19 protein-coding genes are annotated in these 16,158 nt (G+C 62.2%); 11 read left to right on the top strand and 8 right to left on the bottom strand.

The annotated features are described in order from the left end of the window. Positions 1-44: 44 nt before the first annotated feature. Genes EY713_RS19885 through EY713_RS19870 form a run of 4 tightly spaced genes read left to right on the top strand, consistent with a single transcriptional unit; the run spans position 45 to position 5,939 of the window. The gene (locus EY713_RS19885) at positions 45-2,273 is read left to right on the top strand and encodes a type I restriction endonuclease subunit R (RefSeq protein ID WP_210215286.1); all 2,229 of its coding nucleotides are present in this window, start codon (positions 45-47) and stop codon (positions 2,271-2,273) included. 8 nt (positions 2,274-2,281) lie between these two features. Continuing rightward, positions 2,282-3,907, top strand: a complete 1,626-nt coding sequence (locus tag EY713_RS19880) for an HsdM family class I SAM-dependent methyltransferase (protein WP_131118476.1) — start codon at positions 2,282-2,284, stop codon at positions 3,905-3,907. Beyond that, positions 3,904-5,010 carry a restriction endonuclease subunit S gene (locus EY713_RS19875; protein ID WP_131118474.1) on the top strand — a complete coding sequence of 369 codons (1,107 nt, stop codon included), beginning with the start codon at positions 3,904-3,906 and terminating at the stop codon, positions 5,008-5,010. Before EY713_RS19880 ends, EY713_RS19875 begins: the two co-directional genes overlap by 4 nt. Beyond that, positions 5,007-5,939, top strand: a complete 933-nt coding sequence (locus EY713_RS19870) for a restriction endonuclease (RefSeq protein ID WP_165491203.1) — start codon at positions 5,007-5,009, stop codon at positions 5,937-5,939. Before EY713_RS19875 ends, EY713_RS19870 begins: the two co-directional genes overlap by 4 nt. Before the next feature lie 134 nt (positions 5,940-6,073). Here the strand turns inward: EY713_RS19870 and EY713_RS19865 are convergent, their stop codons facing one another. Continuing rightward, positions 6,074-7,339, bottom strand: a complete 1,266-nt coding sequence (locus EY713_RS19865) for a site-specific integrase (RefSeq protein WP_131118472.1) — start codon at positions 7,337-7,339, stop codon at positions 6,074-6,076. A 1,120-nt stretch (positions 7,340-8,459) separates the two neighbouring features. Between EY713_RS19865 and EY713_RS23440 the strand changes: the two genes are divergently transcribed. After that, a complete protein-coding gene (locus tag EY713_RS23440; RefSeq protein WP_342634220.1) occupies positions 8,460-8,576 on the top strand; it encodes an aromatic-ring hydroxylase C-terminal domain-containing protein in 117 nt (38 codons plus the stop codon). On the opposite strand, the gene EY713_RS19860 is transcribed toward EY713_RS23440, so the two are convergent. Both EY713_RS19860 and EY713_RS19855 read right to left on the bottom strand, forming a co-directional pair. Beyond that, positions 8,545-9,039 (bottom strand): DUF4142 domain-containing protein, encoded by a 495-nt coding sequence (locus tag EY713_RS19860; protein WP_131118470.1) that lies wholly within the window; start codon positions 9,037-9,039, stop codon positions 8,545-8,547. The two genes, EY713_RS23440 and EY713_RS19860, sit on opposite strands and share 32 nt — an antisense overlap. A gap of 119 nt (positions 9,040-9,158) precedes the next feature. Then, positions 9,159-9,710 carry a TetR/AcrR family transcriptional regulator gene (locus EY713_RS19855; protein ID WP_131118468.1) on the bottom strand — a complete coding sequence of 184 codons (552 nt, stop codon included), beginning with the start codon at positions 9,708-9,710 and terminating at the stop codon, positions 9,159-9,161. Between the two features lie 60 nt (positions 9,711-9,770). Here EY713_RS19855 and EY713_RS19850 point away from each other — a divergent pair, with 60 nt between their 5' ends. Further along, complete coding sequence (locus EY713_RS19850; protein WP_131118466.1) at positions 9,771-10,247, top strand: monooxygenase family protein; 477 nt, start codon at positions 9,771-9,773, stop codon at positions 10,245-10,247. Between the two features lie 145 nt (positions 10,248-10,392). Then, positions 10,393-10,659 (top strand): hypothetical protein, encoded by a 267-nt coding sequence (locus EY713_RS19845; RefSeq protein ID WP_131118458.1) that lies wholly within the window; start codon positions 10,393-10,395, stop codon positions 10,657-10,659. Between the two features lie 88 nt (positions 10,660-10,747). On the opposite strand, the gene EY713_RS19840 is transcribed toward EY713_RS19845, so the two are convergent. From EY713_RS19840 to EY713_RS19825, 5 genes are all read right to left on the bottom strand, one after another. Beyond that, positions 10,748-10,963: an alkylphosphonate utilization protein gene (locus EY713_RS19840; protein ID WP_131118456.1), complete on the bottom strand. Its 216-nt coding sequence runs from the start codon at positions 10,961-10,963 to the stop codon at positions 10,748-10,750. 77 nt (positions 10,964-11,040) lie between these two features. Continuing rightward, complete coding sequence (locus tag EY713_RS22885) at positions 11,041-11,199, bottom strand: hypothetical protein (RefSeq protein WP_165491202.1); 159 nt, start codon at positions 11,197-11,199, stop codon at positions 11,041-11,043. Between the two features lie 115 nt (positions 11,200-11,314). Beyond that, entirely contained in the window at positions 11,315-11,968 is a 654-nt protein-coding gene (locus EY713_RS19835; RefSeq protein ID WP_131118454.1) for a methionine ABC transporter permease, read from the bottom strand. Next, positions 11,949-13,043, bottom strand: a complete 1,095-nt coding sequence (locus tag EY713_RS19830) for a methionine ABC transporter ATP-binding protein (protein ID WP_131119991.1) — start codon at positions 13,041-13,043, stop codon at positions 11,949-11,951. The genes EY713_RS19835 and EY713_RS19830 overlap by 20 nt, the downstream gene beginning before the upstream one ends. Before the next feature lie 35 nt (positions 13,044-13,078). Beyond that, positions 13,079-13,882, bottom strand: a complete 804-nt coding sequence (locus EY713_RS19825) for a MetQ/NlpA family ABC transporter substrate-binding protein (RefSeq protein WP_131118452.1) — start codon at positions 13,880-13,882, stop codon at positions 13,079-13,081. Positions 13,883-14,064: 182 nt separating this feature from the next. Here EY713_RS19825 and EY713_RS19820 point away from each other — a divergent pair, with 182 nt between their 5' ends. The 4 genes from EY713_RS19820 to EY713_RS19805 all read left to right on the top strand — a co-directional run bounded on the left by EY713_RS19820 (position 14,065) and on the right by EY713_RS19805 (position 15,986). Then, positions 14,065-14,259, top strand: coding sequence for a hypothetical protein (locus EY713_RS19820; RefSeq protein WP_131118450.1), 195 nt, complete (start codon positions 14,065-14,067; stop codon positions 14,257-14,259). An 84-nt stretch (positions 14,260-14,343) separates the two neighbouring features. Then, positions 14,344-14,622: a hypothetical protein gene (locus tag EY713_RS19815; protein ID WP_245504155.1), complete on the top strand. Its 279-nt coding sequence runs from the start codon at positions 14,344-14,346 to the stop codon at positions 14,620-14,622. Positions 14,623-14,979: 357 nt separating this feature from the next. Further along, positions 14,980-15,549 (top strand): biotin transporter BioY, encoded by a 570-nt coding sequence (locus EY713_RS19810; RefSeq protein WP_131118446.1) that lies wholly within the window; start codon positions 14,980-14,982, stop codon positions 15,547-15,549. Continuing rightward, a complete protein-coding gene (locus EY713_RS19805; RefSeq protein WP_131118444.1) occupies positions 15,549-15,986 on the top strand; it encodes a DUF1284 domain-containing protein in 438 nt (145 codons plus the stop codon). The genes EY713_RS19810 and EY713_RS19805 overlap by 1 nt, the downstream gene beginning before the upstream one ends. Positions 15,987-16,158: the final 172 nt, after the last annotated feature.

The following is a 16,158-nucleotide window of genomic DNA, read 5'->3' as shown; positions in this document are numbered from 1 at the left end:
AGAGCGAAAGTCTAAGCTCTGGAGGCGGTTACGGCGCCGTCCATTTGGTTGATATCGGTTCCTGCGTCGCCGAAAGCAGCGCTCATGCACGCACCGTTAGGGCGACCACAGAGGGCGACGAGGAAGTGACGAACGAAGCCTTTGCCCGGATCAAAATCGACAAGCTGCTGAGAGACACTGACTGGCATCCGACCGACGGCATCAGTGTCCGCTACGAATATCTCCTCGAAGACGGTGGCAGAGCCGACTACGCGCTGTTCGATCGCCAAGGCCGTGCGCTCGCCGTGCTTGAAGCCAAGAGCACGAGCGTCAGTCTGAGCGGGGGTGAAACTCAGGGGCGGCGTTACGCCGATGTTCTCGACGTGCCCTTCATCTTCCTCTCGAACGGCGAGGAAATCTGGTTCTGCGACAAAGGCCAGGACGCCCATTACCGCAGAGTCGAAACTGTATTCAGTCAGGACGACCTCGCCCGCCGGAAGGCAGCGAGAGATATCCGCCGCAGCCCCCTCGATGTGCCTATCGACAGCCGCATTGCCGGCGGGGGCGGGCGGCTCCATCAGAGCGAGTGCATCGAGGCTGTCTGCCGGGAGATCATCAACGGGCGCCGCAAGATGCTGGTCGAGATGGCGACCGGCACCGGCAAAACCCGCACGGCTGCGGCATTGCTGAAGCGTCTGTTCGAAGCGAATTGGGCGACGCGCGCATTGTTCGTTGTCGATCGTAACACGCTCGCAATCCAGGCGGAGGACACTTTTGCGGAGCATCTACCGCATCTTCCCTGCTACCGGGTACCCCGTACTGGCCGTCGCTTCCAAGACGAAAAGCGCGTCACCATTGTCACGCTGCAAACCCTGGTGAACGAATACGAGAAATATTCGTCCGGCTATTTCGACTTGATCGTGATCGACGAATGCCACCGCAGCATCTACGGCCAATGGAGGCGCGCGCTCGACCATTTTGACGGCATCAAAGTCGGCCTGACCGCCACGCCTTGCGTCATGCAGGATGCGCCCGAAGTAGACGACGAAGACCGCGCCGCGATCCGCGACACGTTGCGGTTCTTCGAGGTTAACCGCCCGACCTATAGCTACAGAATGTCCGAGGCCATCGCGGACGGGCATCTCGTTCCCTACGAGATTTACCGCGCCATGACAGCGCGCACGGCGGCGACGGATGGCTTCTCGGTCGCGCGCAGCGACATCGATTGGGCCGCCCTCGATGCGCCGACCCGCGCGGAGTTGGAACGGCTGTTCGCCGACCGAGACCCGATTATCGTCGATCCATCGGCCTTGGAGCGGAAGTTCACCATCCCGGAGCGCAACCGCGCCATGGTGCGTGAATTTCGAGAGGTTCTGGAGAACGGCTACACCGGTCCGAACGGCGTTCGCCGCGCGCCCGATTGGGGCAAAACCATCGTCTTCGCCGTCACCAAACGCCACGCCGAGACGCTGGCGCGCATGTTCGACGACGTGTTCGCCGACAAGAAACCCAGTCCCACCACGCGCTACGCCGATTTCGTCGTCTCCGGCATGGGACCGGACGACAGCGTGGACGGCCCGGCCAAGATCAAGCGCTTCAAGAAAGAGGATTTTCCGCATATCCTGGTCAGCGTGAATATGCTGGACACCGGCTTCGACTGCCCGGAAGTGCGCAACCTGGTGATGGCGCGCTTTACCCATAGCTCGATCCTCTATCAGCAGATGCGCGGTCGCGGCACGCGCCTGGCGCCGGGCAAGGACCGCTTCACGATGTGGGACTTCACTGGCGTCACCCTGCGCCATGGCGACGACGAGACGCCCGGCGAAGGCGACGCAGTTGTCGTGCGCGAAGGGAGGCCCCCGGCCGGGCCCGCGAGGCGACTACTGACGCTCGACGTGCACGACGAGATCGACCCGACCACGCGCGAATGGGTTACGATCGATGAAACCGGCCACGCCTTCATGGATGTCGACGAGGCCCGCGTGGAAGCGCTCGGCGGCGTATTCGAGACTTGGCTGAACGGTCAGGTATTTAACTCCGACCAGTTGCGCGTGCTGCATCTAGTAAAGGAGCAGATCAAGGCGAATGCCGCCGAACTGACTGTGTTCGATAGCTGGCGCTTCGATGCACCGCCGCTGTCAATGAACGGCGGCTTCGAGCGCGCCCGCGCCGTCTTCGGCGGCGAGGCGGAACTCGAACGCATCCTGAGCAGCATGAACGAAGCCGTGTTCGGCATCGCATCCCAGGCCGCTCCCGGCGGTGGTGCGACCCGCCCCGACAAACCCCTGAACTAAGGCACCCTATGCCCTTCACCCCCGACATGCGCCGCAAGGTGGATAAGATCCGCGACTATCTCTATGGCGGCGGCTATCCCGATCCGCTGTCCAATGCCGAGCAGCTCAGCTTCCTGTTCTTCTTCTACATGATCGAGGGTATCGACAGCGCCAACCTGCGCCAGGCCAAGGCCACCGGGCGCGACTACACCTCCCTCTTCGCGGGTGACTGGACGCTCCGCAATCCGTTGAACGCGCCGACGAAAGGCGTGGAGACAGTACCGCGCGAACGGATGCGCTGGTCGATCTGGGCCAACGCCATGTCCGGTGAACAGCTTGTCACCTTCGTGCGCGACGAAGTTTTCCCGTTCTTCGCCACCATTGGCGACGCCTTTGGCATGAGCTTCATGGCGCAGGCGCGTCTGTCCATCGACGAGCCGACCGTGCTGACCCAGATCGTGACTCTGGTGAACGAACTGCGCCTCGAACAGGCGGACCCCGACACCAAAGGCGACTTGTTCGAGCATGTACTGCGCCAGATCAAGCAGGCCGGTGAACTTGGCCAGTTCCGCACGCCGCGGCATATCATCCGCGCCATCGTCGATCTCGTGGACCCAAAGATCGGCGAGACGGTCTATGACCCCGCCGCCGGCACCGCCGGGTTTCTTGTGGCGGCCTATGAGCATATTCGCCTCGCCAATTCTTCGGCCAATGGCCGCGACGTGGCGGAACTGGAGGGCAAGACCTTCGAGCGCGGCTATGGCGACCGGCTGAACGCCGCGCAATGGCGCAAGCTGCAAGCCGCGACCTTCTACGGCAACGATGTCGATCCGAAGATGGTCAGCCTCGCCAGCATGAACCTGGCCCTGCGCGGCCTGCCCGATGTGCGCATCCTTAAGCGCAACGTGCTGACGACCAGCTTCGACCGTCAGGCCAAGGCGGAGCGTGGCTTGCCGCTGGATGGCCATGACGTGGTGCTGGCCAACCCGCCGTTTTCCGGGCGGCTAGACCGTGATCGCATCGTCGATGACGTGCGCATCGGCACATCGACGGCAACCGAACTGCTGTTCGTCAAATACATGATCGACAATCTTGCGGCCAACGGCCGTTGTGGAGTCGTCGTGCCAGAGGGCGTGCTGTTCGGCTCCACCGGCGCGCACAAGGAACTGCGCCGCATCCTGATGCAGAACAACCGGGTCGAGGCGGTGTTGTCGTTGCCCGGCGGGGTGTTCCAGCCATATTCGGGGGTGAAGACATCGGTGCTGGTGTTCGCCAGGGGCGGGCGCACCGAACAGGTGATGTTCCTCCATGCCAGCAATGACGGCTTCAAGCTGGACGCCAACCACGAACAGCCGATCGAGGCCGACGACCTGCCGGGTCTGATCGCCGCGTTCAACAGCCGAGGCGAGATGCTGGCGGATTGGCAGAACCGCGATGCCGCGCGGGCCTGGACGGAAAACTGGTGGTTTGCCGAGGCGGGCGTGATCGAGCGCGAGGATTGGAACCTCTCCGCTTCCCGCTACCGCCCCGAAAGCCGCGAGGCGGCGGAGCACCGTGATCCCCGCGAATTGCTGGCGGAGTTGCGCGATGAAACGGCGGCGATCCTCGGCGATATCGAGGCGCTGGCGGCTGAACTCGCGGAGCCGGTGGCTTGAACAACCGCGTTTCTTTGGGTGATGTGATCACTCTCGAATATGGGCGATCACTTCCCGCTGCGCTTCGTCGTCCCGGAAATGTTCCTGTCTATGGCTCCAACGGGATAACAGGCTGGCATGATGAGGCGCTTGTAACCGGGCCTGTCATTGTTGTCGGTCGAAAAGGTTCCATTGGTGAGGTGCAGTATGAACCAGGACCTGCATTTCCCATCGACACGACCTATTACGCAATGCCCAAGCCGGGCGTTTCCGTGGACTTTCGCTATCTTTTTTACATGCTGCTGGTAGCTCGGCTTACAGAGTTGAATTCGGCAACGGGCGTTCCCGGCCTTAATCGCGAGCACGCCTATCGTGTCCCGACGAGGCTTCCACCGCTCGACGAGCAGCGTCGGATTGTGGGGCTGTTGGACCGGGCGGCGGAGATCAGGCGCCGCGCCGACGCCGCCCGCGCCAAGGCCCGCGCCATCATCCCCGCCCTCTTCCTCGACACCTTCGGCGACCCCGCCACCAACCCCAAGGGGTGGCCGGTCCAACCGCTGGCCGAATTGGCGGACATCGGTTCAGGATTGACCAAAGGGCGAAAAATGAACGGCACGCCGACCGAGCCGACCCCCTATCTGCGGGTAGCCAACGTGCAGGCCGATCGCCTCGATCTATCCGACATCAAGATGATCGACGCCACCGATGATGATCGGGTCCGATGCAGACTATTGCCCGGAGACCTCCTCATGACCGAGGGCGGCGACATCGACAAGCTCGGAAGATGTGCGATATGGCAAGGTGAAGTCGAGCTGTGCCTGCACCAGAACCACGTCTTCCGCGTGCGAATGGGCGAGTCAGTTGTCCCCGACTATGCTCGCGCCTTCATGCAAAGCGAGGCTGCGCGGGGCTATTTTCTGCGGGTCGCGAAGCGGACAACCGGGATAGCGTCGATCAATAAGACTCAGCTCGGGCAATTGCCGGTCTGGGTTCCCCCTTTGCCGCTGCAAACCGCCTTCTTCGAGCAAGCCGGGCGCCTTGGTTCCCTCGCGCGCCATCTAGACGTTGCTGCCTCCAAGGCGGAAGCCATGGCCGCCGGGCTGTCGGCAGAGGTGTTCGGATGACCGCGCCCGATCCCGTCGATGCCCTCCCCGACTATCAGAGCATCATGCTGCCGGTGCTGCGGGCTGCCGCCGACGGAGAACAACGTATCGGCGCGGTAGTGCAGCGCCTCGGCGACGAGCTGGGGCTGAGCGAGGGGGCGCGGGCCGCCCTGCTGGCCTCAGGCCGCCAGACCATTTTCGCCAACCGCGTCCATTGGGCCAAGACCTACCTGGCCAAGGCGGGGCTGGTGGAGGCGACCCGGCGGGCCCATTTCCAACTGACCAAGCGCGGCTCCGACGTGCTCGCCACCAAACCCGAGCGGATCGACAATCGCTTCCTCAGCCGCTTCGAGGAATTTCGCCAATTCAGCAACCGATCCGCTCAGTCAACCTACGATGAGGTCATTCCCGATCCAAGCGACGCCGCCTACCGGACGCCGGACGAGACTATGCGCGCTGCGCATCGTCAGATCGAGGCGGCGCTGGCCGAGGACCTTCTGGACCGCGTGCGCGCGGCACCGCCGGAGTTCTTCGAGCGGCTGATCGTGAACCTGCTGCTGGCTATGGGCTATGGCGGCTCGGCTGCGGACGCCGGTCGCGCCCTCGGCCGTAGCGGCGACGATGGTGTGGACGGTGTGATCGATCAGGACGCCCTCGGGCTTGACCGAATCTATATCCAGGCCAAACGCTACGCCGCCGGCAACAGCGTCGGGCCGGGCGCGATCCGCGACTTCTTCGGCAGCCTGGACCGTCACAAGGCCGCGAAGGGCCTGTTCGTCACCACCTCAAGCTTCACAAGCAGCGCCCGCGAAACCGCCGACTACCTGAGCAAGCGCATCGTGCTGATCGACGGCGAGCAACTGACCCGTCTGATGATCCGCCACAACGTGGGCTGTCGAATCGAGGAGGTGCTTCCTGTAAAAAAGGTGGACGAAGATTTCTTCGAGTGAGCAGGCGGGCGGCAGCCCGTGCAAGGCGTGGTGTAGAATTCGACAAGAGACGACGCCATGCTGGTGCGCGGGTGGGGCAATAAGCGCCAACAGCCAGCAAAGGCGGGCGGGTTGGCGTTCGGCCGCCGCGCCAGTTAAGACGAACTTCCTGTGCTCCGAAGAGGGATCACGCGCGCGGCAGGCTGGTTTTCGAAGGCAGCCTGAACCGACCGGGCGATGCCGTTCGCCGCCGCCCGGATTGGATCGTCGGCGAGATGGGCGTAGCGACTGGTCGTCTTCACGTCGGCATGCCCAAGGATTGCGCCAATGACAGAGAGGCTATCGCCGCGTGCCAAGCCCGCCGAGGCGTAGCTGTGCCTTAGATCGTGAAGCCGAAGATTGGGGAAGCCAGCCGCGACCCGCACCTTCCGCCAGACCTTCTCGACACCCTGGAATGACATCGCGCCTGTCGATGCGGGGAAAACGAACGGCGTACCCTCAAGCATGGGCAATCCGGTCAAAACCTCAATTGCTGGTGCGCCGATCGGGATCGCCTTCTGCCCCGTTTTCGAATCGTGAAGCCGGAGGTAGCCGCGTGTGAGGTCGAGTTCGTCTTTCCTTAGACCAACGATTTCACCCTTCCTTGCCCCAGTGAATGCGAGGAGCCGAATGATCGCCACCGCCGACGGATTGGCGCCCTGACGTTCTGCTTCGGCCAGCGCAGCGCCGACCTTGCCGAGCTGCTCCGCCGATAGAAAGACTTGCCCCTTTTTGTCCGTATAGCGCTTGACCCCCCGCACCGGATTGTCGGCCCGCATGCCGCGTACGACGGCAAACGTCAGAATGCCACCAAGGAGACCGATGGTCCGGGTCGCCGTGCCTTTGCCACCCTCTACGATTGCCCGACCGTGCTTCTTCGTTCGAATATCGGCGGCGGTCTTGCCGTTCGCGACATCACGCATGAAACGCTCGACATCAATACGCGTCAGTTCGCCAACCCGTTTCCCGCCGAGCAGCGGCTTGATGTGTCGCTCGATGCGCCCGCGATCGGTTGCAAGCGTGCTGGCCTTTTTCGTCTCGCACCCCTCGGCAAGGTAGAGGTCGCATAAACCTGCGATGCTGAGTTCCGCGCGAGACCGTGCGAGGTCTGCGGCACGATCCTGCCCAAGTTCTGCCCCCGCCAGGATGCGTCTCGCCTCGGCCCGCGCCTTCTCGACATCAATCTTGCCGACCGCCCCTATCGTCACCTTTCGCATCGGCGCATTCCGCCCGCCGAGACGATAGGAGACGATGAACGACTTCGCACCCGAGGGCCGCATGCGCACGCCGAATCCCGTCAGTTCGCCGTCCCAAGTGACAGCGTCGCGTCCGTCCGCCTGAAGCGCGTCAATCAAGCGCTTTGTGATCCGACCCTGCGCCATCGCCAGCAATCTTTCCGTTCACCCGCCTCGCCGCGCACGAACCCCAGGGTAGCACCGGGGTAGCACGCTTGCGGCAAGTCAGGGCCATCAACGGAAACCACCATACATCGTTGTTCGTTCACCCTCAATGGGTTGAGGTGGTGTCGGCTATCTAGGATGTCCGTCAACAGCTCGAAGCCTTTGCCCTCCGAAGGCAGAGGTCACACGTTCGAATCGTGTCGGGTGCGCCAGCAATCAGCAGGCTTCACCGCATTGTCATCGACGACCCCAAACATGGTGTCGCGTAAGGTCCTCTACTGGCGTGATCCTCCGTAGGATCAATAGAGCGAATGTGACCTTGGGGATGCCGCGTATCGTAACGCGACGACGACGCCTTCTCTGTGTCGAGTCTCTGCCGGGTTATGATCTGGTAATCGTTTCAGATCGAGGTTCCGCGTCGACAGAGACTTTCGACTTGCCTTCTCCGCATGTGACGATCCGCGCTTTGAATGTCTTGGCAAGGTGAGCGATTGAGTTTCCAAGGATCCGAAGGAGGGTCTATGGCCACCCTGCTTCGTCGTTCGCTCTTCTTCCTCTTGGATCACTCTGCGTCACGCGGATGCGAGAGGCTTATCCGCAACCATGGTCGTGGCGCCCTCGATATGGCTCGACATGCCGTTTTGAGCGCCGGAGAAGCCGACAAGCGCGGCTCTTGGACGCGCGTGCTGGTCGAGGTGGAACGACGATCAGGTTACCGCCCGTGGTGAACGCCGATGCGTCACCTGCTGGACGCTCATCCCCGCCTGAATAGATAGCAACCGACCCCAAAAGCTGCGAGCGCGCACATGATGGCCGGCACGGCTGCATTCAACATAGTCCGTATTCCCGAATGAAAGCTGATTCACCTTAGAGGCTACTTGGGTACTTGGACTTCGGCCCGTCAGTTTCAATCACATGTTGGATTTTGACAGTCGAAGGCCGTGGCCGGATGGTCAAAATTGCTTGGAGACCTAGCACTGTTTGAATGACGTGATCGATAAAGAATGGTCTGCGGTGCGTCCGTTTCTGCTTGGAGCGGGGCCATGGGTCGTCCAAGGCGCAACGATAGTCGTGGGAGACAACGGTCGATCGAGGCCCGTCGATGCTGATCCGTCCCGACGCTTGTGTGGCCTGGGTCGGGCAGGGTGACAGCCTCGACGGTTTGAAGGAGGCGCTTCGCCGCTGGTTCACTCCGCCGAGAGCGCCTGGGCGGCTTTGAACTGCGCCTCTGCGACCGGGATCATCGTGGTCGCGAAAGCCTTCAGGCCCGCATCCTCGCCGAGCAGCATGTAGTCGGCATAGAGCGTCAGAGCGTTGGAGTGGTTCTCCGCCTGATCGGCCACATAGGCTTTGTCGAAGGGTGCGCCGAACGTTGCACGCAGCATCGCCACGCGCGCCTGATGATCGGGATCGAGCGTCATCGGAACCGTCACGCCGGAACCGGACGCCGCCGGCCCGAGCGCCGCCTCCGTCGTTTCATGCTCATCGATCATGCGGCGCGCGAAAGCTGTCAGCCGAGGATCGGTGGCATGGTCGAGAGCCAGCCGTGATTCCGCGATCGCGAAGAGATTGGCGTTGGATGCCCGTGTCACGAAGTCGATTTCGGCCTTGGTGTCCGTCGCTCGGGCGGGTGCTGCAAACAGCGCGATCCCAAGGGCCGCGATCGCAATCCGGAAAGCCATGCTGCAGTTCCTCCTCCGCAAGCTGCGCAGCCACCCAGCCTGCCGTCAGATTAGGCGAGCACGAGCCGACGTGCAAAGCCGCGATCGTCCGCCCGTTCTCACTCGAGCTGCCTGTCGTTTCAGTGTTGCCCAGCGCGGCCGAGACCATCCACGAAAAGATCGAGGACCGCTCGGGCGTGACCAGAATCGCGCGATAGCCGCCCATCGAGCGTGAGGGTCGCAAGACCATGCACCATTGCCCAAGCCGCCGTCACGGCCGTCGCGGCACGATCGGGCAGAAGCTTCGCGATGCGGCCGGCCAACACACCATAGGCCGTGTCGCCGCTGGGAGGCTCGGAGAGCGCGTCGAGTTTCGGGTCGGTGAACATCAGTCGGAACAAGGCGGGATGCGCGACCGCGAAAGCGATATAGGCGAGCCCCTGTGCGACGAGGGCCGCCTGGTCGTTCTCGGCACGGTCGGCCTCGATCAGCACCTCCCGCAGCGACGCGAAGCCGCTCTCCTTCACGGTGTTCATCAGCGCGGCTTTGTCGGCGAAATGGCGATATGGCGCCATGGCCGAGACACCGGCAGCCCGGGCAACGCCGCGCAGCGTCAACTCGTCCGGCTGTTCATCCAAGAGCAGCATGGCTTGCCGGATAAGCCGCGTGCGGAGATCGTTTTTCTCGTCCACTCTGTTTACACTGTAAGCGCATCACCCTATGTTTACACTGTAAGCAGAGGAGCCATCACGATGCAAGGCACAAACCGCAAGACCGTCGACCTCAGCGCTTATCCTGATCTTGTCATGGTGCTCCTGGGGTTCAGAGTGAACCGGCTGCGCTCGATCCCGGCGTTTCTGCGTTTGGGCAAGGGCTTCGCTGAGATCGAGCGTGATCCGCCCGAGGGTTTGCTTGGCGAGGAAAGGTGTTTGTATGGCTGGAACCATGTGGGTTTCAGGCAATATTGGCGCGATCTCGACTGTCTCGAACGGTTCACGCGGTCCGCTCCCCATTCGGTGTGGTGGCGCGAGTTTCTGAGCGATTCGCACGGCGCGGGTTTCTGGCACGAAGCCTACAGCGCGAAAGGCGGCATCGAGGCGATCTACATCGGTATGCCGAAAGCAACGGGCTTAGCGGCCTTTGCGCCGCCCCGAAATCCGGTCGGCCCGTTCATGTCCGGCCGGGATCGGTTGAAGGACGATGCCGCTAAGCGGGCCTCGGCCGCGTAAGCGATTCTTATGAAACGCGACACGCGGAGTCGTCCGTTATCCCCCGCAGGTTCTGCAAGGGAGCCATCCAAACTTCGCGTTGACCAGCCGAGTCAGCGGCTTATTGGTAGGCTGCGGTCACGCCGGTCGCTCGAAAGGAATGTCGATGAACATGGTCCGCCTCCTGGGCAGTCTTGGTGTCGCGGGGCTGTTCGCAGTCGCATCCGTGCCGGCGCTGGCACAAGACTCGACCCTCGGGTCCAGCCCCAATGTCGTCTGCGGCTTGATCAACTTTGCGTTTTGCCCGCAAACCCCGCCGATCGATGTAGCTGCGCCCCCGCCGCCTCCGGTCGCTCAAGCGGCCCCCATGGAACCGCCGGTGCCTGCTCATCACAAGCGGACGCGTAAGCACAAAGCGACCCCGGACACCTGACCGCGGCCGCCTCGTGGTTTTCAGAGGAGCGTCGGATGGGTCGACGTGAGACGATGAGCAGCGCCGCCTTGGCGCTGCTTTGGTTCGATTAAGCTTTCTTCAGGAACTGTGTCTTCAGGACCAGGCCCTTGACCTTCTCGACATTGCATTCGACTTCGTCGACATCGTCGGTGAGCCGGATGTTCTTGACCAAAGTGCCGCGCTTCAGCGTCACGGAGGTGCCTTTGACCTTCAGATCCTTGATGAGGGTCACCGAGTCGCCATCGGTGAGCGCAGCTCCGTTACTATCCTTCACATCCGACATCGACGCTGCTAATCCTGTTGATTGCGTCCGCGACAGTGCCGACGGCGTTGCGAGTTGCGCCTAACCCATAGATGGGGTCAATCCGGCCGGGTCTGCCGAGCCTGCAGATAAGTGCCGGTGAGCTCGATGCGGTCGTTATGGGCGATAGCGTCGATATCGACCACACATTGTCGACGCGGCATCCGAGCGGCACGCCGGCGCTGCGACAGGGTGGTGAAACTGCTGTTCGGATTCATGGCGATCCTCATGCGTCGTCTCGGCCATGACCTCGCCGGCGTTCCTCATAAGCGATCTGAATTGGTCTTATTGCGCTGCAATATCTATGCTGCAGCGCCGTTCATAGCAAGCGTTTCAGCGATGGTCGAGCGCCCGCGCAAGCCGGTCACCCAGCGCTTGGATCAGCGCCACCAAGCCGATCAGCACGACGATGACCGCGATCATTACAGGCGTGTCGAATCGTTGATAGCCATAGCGAATCGCCAAATCACCGAGGCCCCCAGCGCCGACCGCACCCGCCATCGCCGATGCTCCGATCAACAGCACCAACGTGACCGTAAAGCCCGAGATCAGCCCGGGCAGCGCCTCGGGAACCAGCACCTCGCGAACCACCGTGAGCGTGCTGCCGCCCATGGCCCTGACGGCCTCGATCAAGCCGCGATCCACCTCGCGCAACGAAACTTCCGCAACCCGCGCATAATAGGGAATTGCCGCGATCGAGAGCGGCACAATGGCGGCGGCGGTGCCGATCGAGGTGCCGACAAGCGCGCGGGTCAGCGGAATGAGGGCGACCAGGAGAATGATGAAGGGCAGCGACCGGAATGCGTTGACGATGGCGCCGAGTACCCGGTTGAGCGGCACATTCGTCCAAAGGCCACCAGGGGTCGTGCCGATCAACACGAGGCCAAGCGGCAAGCCGATCACAAAGCTAATGAGGCCCGACACGGCGGTCATAATGCCGGTCTCCCAAAGGGCAATCAGCAGTCGATCATAGGGGATGCTGGGCATATCCGACCAACTCGATGGATGTTGCAGGCAAGGCGAGAGTTTCGCGCAGAGTTGTGATGCGCTGCGCGTCCGCGTCAAAAACCGCGAGCGTCAGGGTCTGAACAATTCGGCCGTTGATAGGATCGAGTGTCGCGTCGAGCAGCAGCGGTTCTCGGCCGAAGGCCGTCGCGAGGGCGGATAGAATGCGGGCGGCGCTCTCGGACGGCTGGAGCACCATGCGAAGCATTGCAAAATGACCCGGCTGGTATGTCGGAGAAAGCCGGTCCGGCGAGAGCGCGGCGTGTCGATGGTCGGAGCCGATCAGGCGGCGCGTCAGCTCCGTCGCCGGCGCGGTGAAGATCCGTTGCGTCGGCCCCTGTTCGGCGATCTGCCCTTTGTCGAGCACGATCACGCGTTGGGCCAGTGCGCGGATGACGCTCATTTCATGGGTGATCAGGACGATGGTCAGCCCGAGTTGCCGGTTGATGTCGCGCAACAGGTCGAGAATAGAGGCCGTGGTTTCAGGATCGAGCGCTGATGTCGCCTCGTCGGAGAGGAGAAGCGCCGGACTGGCGGCCAGTGCGCGCGCGATGCCGACGCGCTGCTTCTGGCCGCCGGAGAGTTGTGCCGGATAGGCATTCGTCTTCGCGTCCAGGCCGACGAGATGCAGCATGTCGGAGATTCTGGCCCGCCGCTGGGTCGCCGGGACGCCCGCAATTTTCAGCGGCAAGGCGACATTCTCGGCGACCGTCTTCGACGAGAGAAGGTTGAAATGCTGGAAGATCATCCCGATCCGGCCACGGACCCGACGAAGGTCCGGCTCGGACAGATCATCGAGGCTCTGCCCGAGGATCTCGACGCGTCCACTCTCGGGTCGCTCGAGCCCGTTGAGGCAACGGATCAGCGTCGACTTGCCGGCCCCGCTGCGACCGATGATGCCGAGGATTTCGCCCGGCATCACCGACAAGGTGATCCCGTCGACCGCCGCAAGCGCACCGAACCGCTTCCGCACGTCGACCATACTGACGATCGGGTCCGCCTGGGCCGGACGCGCGGGGGCAACGCGGTCATTTTTTGGTCCAAGCCGGTCCTGCATCACGATGCGGTTCATGGGCTTGTCGGAGATCTGGCTCACCAGGCGGCCAAAGCCGTCCCTTTATAGACGGTCTTCAACGTGTCGCGGATTGTGTCGTTCTGGTAGGACGCCACGAGCGTCTTGACCCAAGCGTCGTTCTCGTGCCCGGCCTTGACGGCGATGAAATTGCGATAGGGATTGTTCTCGGTCGGTTCGATGCTGATACGTTCCTTGTCGGGGGACAACCCCGACTTCAACGCCCAATCTGTATTGACCACGGCCGCATCGAGATCGTCGATGGAGCGCCCCAACATTCCGGCGTCCAATTCCTTGATCGCCAGGCCTTTCGGGTTGTTCACGATGTCGGCCGTGGTGGCCAGAATGCCGGCATCGGGCTTCAACGAGATGAGCCCTTGCGATTCGAGCAGGCGAAGCGCGCGGCCCTCGTTGCTGGGGTCGTTCGGCACGCCGACCACGGCGCCCTTCGGAAGATCGGCGACGGCTTTGACCTTGCGCGAATAGAGGCCGATGGGCCAGACAGCCGTATAGCCGACCGGCACGATGTGGTAGCCGCGCGTCTTGATCTGATTGTCGAGATAGGGCTTGTGCTGGAAGGCATTCGCGTCGAGTTCGCCGCTTTCCAGCGCCTCATTCGGCTGCGTGTAATCGTTGAACACGACGAGTTTCAGCGTGAGACCCTGCTTGGCGGCCTCTTTGGCGACGACGGCCCAGACGTCCTCGTCTTCAGCGCTCATGATGCCGACCCGCACTGTCTGTCCGGCTTGCGCTGCGAGCGGAAGACCAGCCATGAGGGCAAAGCTGGCGGCCAGCACGGCACGGCGGGTAGAGGCGAGCACCATCGTCACGATCCTTCTCGAAAACACTACAGAACGATAGGTTGATGCGTTCTCTTTATCAACCCAAATATTCGTTATAAAGGACGAATGCTTGCGGCATTCCTGTCGCTTTCCCACAGAGTCGAATGGTGGCAGGACAGGCGGGCTGCTCCGCGCCCGATTTTTCGCAGCGTAAGGAAACGAACATGAAGATCATGCTGATGCTTGTCGGAGCCGTCTTGCTGTTGGTTGGGGTCGTCTGGGCGTTGCAGGGGATGAATTATATTGGCGGCAGCTTCATGAGCGGACAGCCGCGATGGCTGACGATCGGCATCGCGACCGCAATCGTTGGCGTGATCCTGATGGCGGTCGGCAATCGGCGCCGGTCGCCTCGGCTCTGACCGACAGCCGTAGCAACCAAAGCTTGACCATTCGCGTTATCGCGTTGTGTGACGTCGTTTTGCATCCAAATGGAGATTAGTCGCTTGAAACGTCAATTGATGATCGCAGCCGGTCTGCTCTGCTTCTCTATGGCTCCGATGTCGGCGCAAGCTCAGGGGATCGGCCGCGGCGCGCAAGAAGGCGCCGCAACCGGGAATCGCGCGGCTGGTCCCGTCGGTGGGGCCGTCGGCGGTGTCGTTGGCGGCGCTGTGGGCGGTGTCGTCGGCGGTGTGAAGGGTGTGCTCGGTGTGCCTCAGCGCACGGAATATCGCCGCCACCACGGCCGCACCTACTATAGGCATGGTCGCCGCTACTACCGCTAAATCGTTCGGTCTCAGCACGATGCCCGGCTCTCGCCAGAGAGCCGGGTTTTTTATGCCGATCGACCCCTCTGTCTGTGGCGTAGACCCCGCCGCGAGAGTTTTGTGGGGGCTAAACGGTGACGCGATGTTCTTGCCGACGACGCCAATGGCGGCCTGAAGAAAAGCATAGCCTGGCGCATAATCTGAGCCAGCATGCTTGACGAACGAAGGACCATCTCGTCAACGTGATGAGCGCTGCGGTGCATTCCCGCTGGCCTTGCGGCTGGTTCGGATCACTGTCGCCTGTCAAAAATAAGCCGGAGAGACCTTTTTGTCACGAAGGCGCTTCGGCCAATCCGTTGCTTGAGGACCCGCTGCATGAGCCGATCGCCAACTTCGTCGTTTCCCGTTCTTCCCCTTTATGGCAGCGGCGCCGCGCCGATCGCCCAGATCGTGGCTGTCATTGTCGGGACTGGGGTGCTGGCCGCTTCGTCCTGGATCCAGGTCCCGATGATCCCCGTGCCGATCACGATGCAGACCCTAGCGATCACGATGATCGGCGCCTTCTACGGATGGCGTTTGGCTCTTGCGACGGTCGTGGCCTGGTTTGCCGAAGCGGCGTTCGGCTTGCCGGTTCTGGCGGGAGGCGCGGCCGGCATCGCTCATTTCGTCGGCCCCACCGGCGGCTATCTTCTCGGTTTTGCAATCGCGGCCGGCGTTGTCGGCCTTGCGGCGGAGCAAGGCTTGTTGCGCCGTTCGCTTGCGATGTCGCTGGGCGTCATGCTGGCGGCGAACGCACTGATCATCGCGATCGGTTGTGTCTGGCTGGCGCGATTCGTCGGCTGGGAAGCCTCGATCACGGCGGGCGCGACGCCCTTTATCGTCGGTGGGATCGTCAAAGCCGCCTTGGCGACCGGCATCTATGAAGCGGTCGGTAAGCGGGCCTGATGATCGCGCTGCGGGCTCATCACCTGCTGTGTATGCTGACATTCGTGGGACGCGGATATTCCGCGTCCTTCGTGCAAAATCTGGCCGGTATCGTTGCGCGGATCGACGAGGGCGAATCGATCGAGATCGTCGATGGTCCGGATGACATCTGCGCGCCCCTTCTGACCGACCCCGATGCCCACTGTAGGTTGACGCGGGTTCGGTCACGAGACATCGCCGCAAGCGAGGCGCTGGACGCCGAATTGGGCATCGATGCCAGGGCAGGATCTCGTTTTTCTGTTCCTCCCGCTCTGCTGATGCGGCTCCGTTCTCGTTTCCAAGCATCATCGATTCGCGGCGCTTGTGCGGGCTGCGAGTGGGCAGCGCTGTGCACGGATGTTGCGAGCGAAAATTTCATCCAATCGAAACTTCAGGGAAGCGGGCAGTCCGCAGCCTAGCCCACCGCACCTCTCCCGTCTTGGAACGAATGCGTTCGATAATGATTAGCCTTGTGTCGGGTTGATACAGCGTATAAGTCAAAATGTCGCAGGAATGAGTCGCAGTATGCGTCGGTCGATGAGCAATATCGATGGCGAGTCTGCTGCATAAAGTCAGCCTTATACAATGTAT

Origin of the sequence: Lichenihabitans psoromatis (assembly GCF_004323635.1) — a bacterium.
In the GTDB taxonomy this organism is placed as follows: domain Bacteria; phylum Pseudomonadota; class Alphaproteobacteria; order Rhizobiales; family Beijerinckiaceae; genus Lichenihabitans; species Lichenihabitans psoromatis.
The sequence above is the reverse complement of the archived record's forward strand: the minus strand, read 5'-3'. Positions and strand labels throughout refer to the sequence as shown.

Bases quoted from the DNA above. Each gene is read 5' to 3' on its own strand.
- EY713_RS19880 (WP_131118476.1), top strand. From the start codon at position 2,282: ATGCCCTTCACCCCCGACATGCGCCGCAAGGTGGATAAGATCCGCGAC.
- EY713_RS19870 (WP_165491203.1), top strand. From the start codon at position 5,007: ATGACCGCGCCCGATCCCGTCGATGCCCTCCCCGACTATCAGAGCATC.
- EY713_RS19865 (WP_131118472.1), bottom strand. From the start codon at position 7,339: ATGGCGCAGGGTCGGATCACAAAGCGCTTGATTGACGCGCTTCAGGCG.
- EY713_RS23440 (WP_342634220.1), top strand. From the start codon at position 8,460: ATGCTGATCCGTCCCGACGCTTGTGTGGCCTGGGTCGGGCAGGGTGAC.
- EY713_RS19860 (WP_131118470.1), bottom strand. From the start codon at position 9,039: ATGGCTTTCCGGATTGCGATCGCGGCCCTTGGGATCGCGCTGTTTGCA.
- EY713_RS19850 (WP_131118466.1), top strand. From the start codon at position 9,771: ATGCAAGGCACAAACCGCAAGACCGTCGACCTCAGCGCTTATCCTGAT.
- EY713_RS19845 (WP_131118458.1), top strand. From the start codon at position 10,393: ATGAACATGGTCCGCCTCCTGGGCAGTCTTGGTGTCGCGGGGCTGTTC.
- EY713_RS19840 (WP_131118456.1), bottom strand. From the start codon at position 10,963: ATGTCGGATGTGAAGGATAGTAACGGAGCTGCGCTCACCGATGGCGAC.
- EY713_RS22885 (WP_165491202.1), bottom strand. From the start codon at position 11,199: ATGAATCCGAACAGCAGTTTCACCACCCTGTCGCAGCGCCGGCGTGCC.
- EY713_RS19835 (WP_131118454.1), bottom strand. From the start codon at position 11,968: ATGCCCAGCATCCCCTATGATCGACTGCTGATTGCCCTTTGGGAGACC.
- EY713_RS19830 (WP_131119991.1), bottom strand. From the start codon at position 13,043: ATGCAGGACCGGCTTGGACCAAAAAATGACCGCGTTGCCCCCGCGCGT.
- EY713_RS19825 (WP_131118452.1), bottom strand. From the start codon at position 13,882: ATGGTGCTCGCCTCTACCCGCCGTGCCGTGCTGGCCGCCAGCTTTGCC.
- EY713_RS19820 (WP_131118450.1), top strand. From the start codon at position 14,065: ATGAAGATCATGCTGATGCTTGTCGGAGCCGTCTTGCTGTTGGTTGGG.
- EY713_RS19810 (WP_131118446.1), top strand. From the start codon at position 14,980: ATGAGCCGATCGCCAACTTCGTCGTTTCCCGTTCTTCCCCTTTATGGC.
- EY713_RS19805 (WP_131118444.1), top strand. From the start codon at position 15,549: ATGATCGCGCTGCGGGCTCATCACCTGCTGTGTATGCTGACATTCGTG.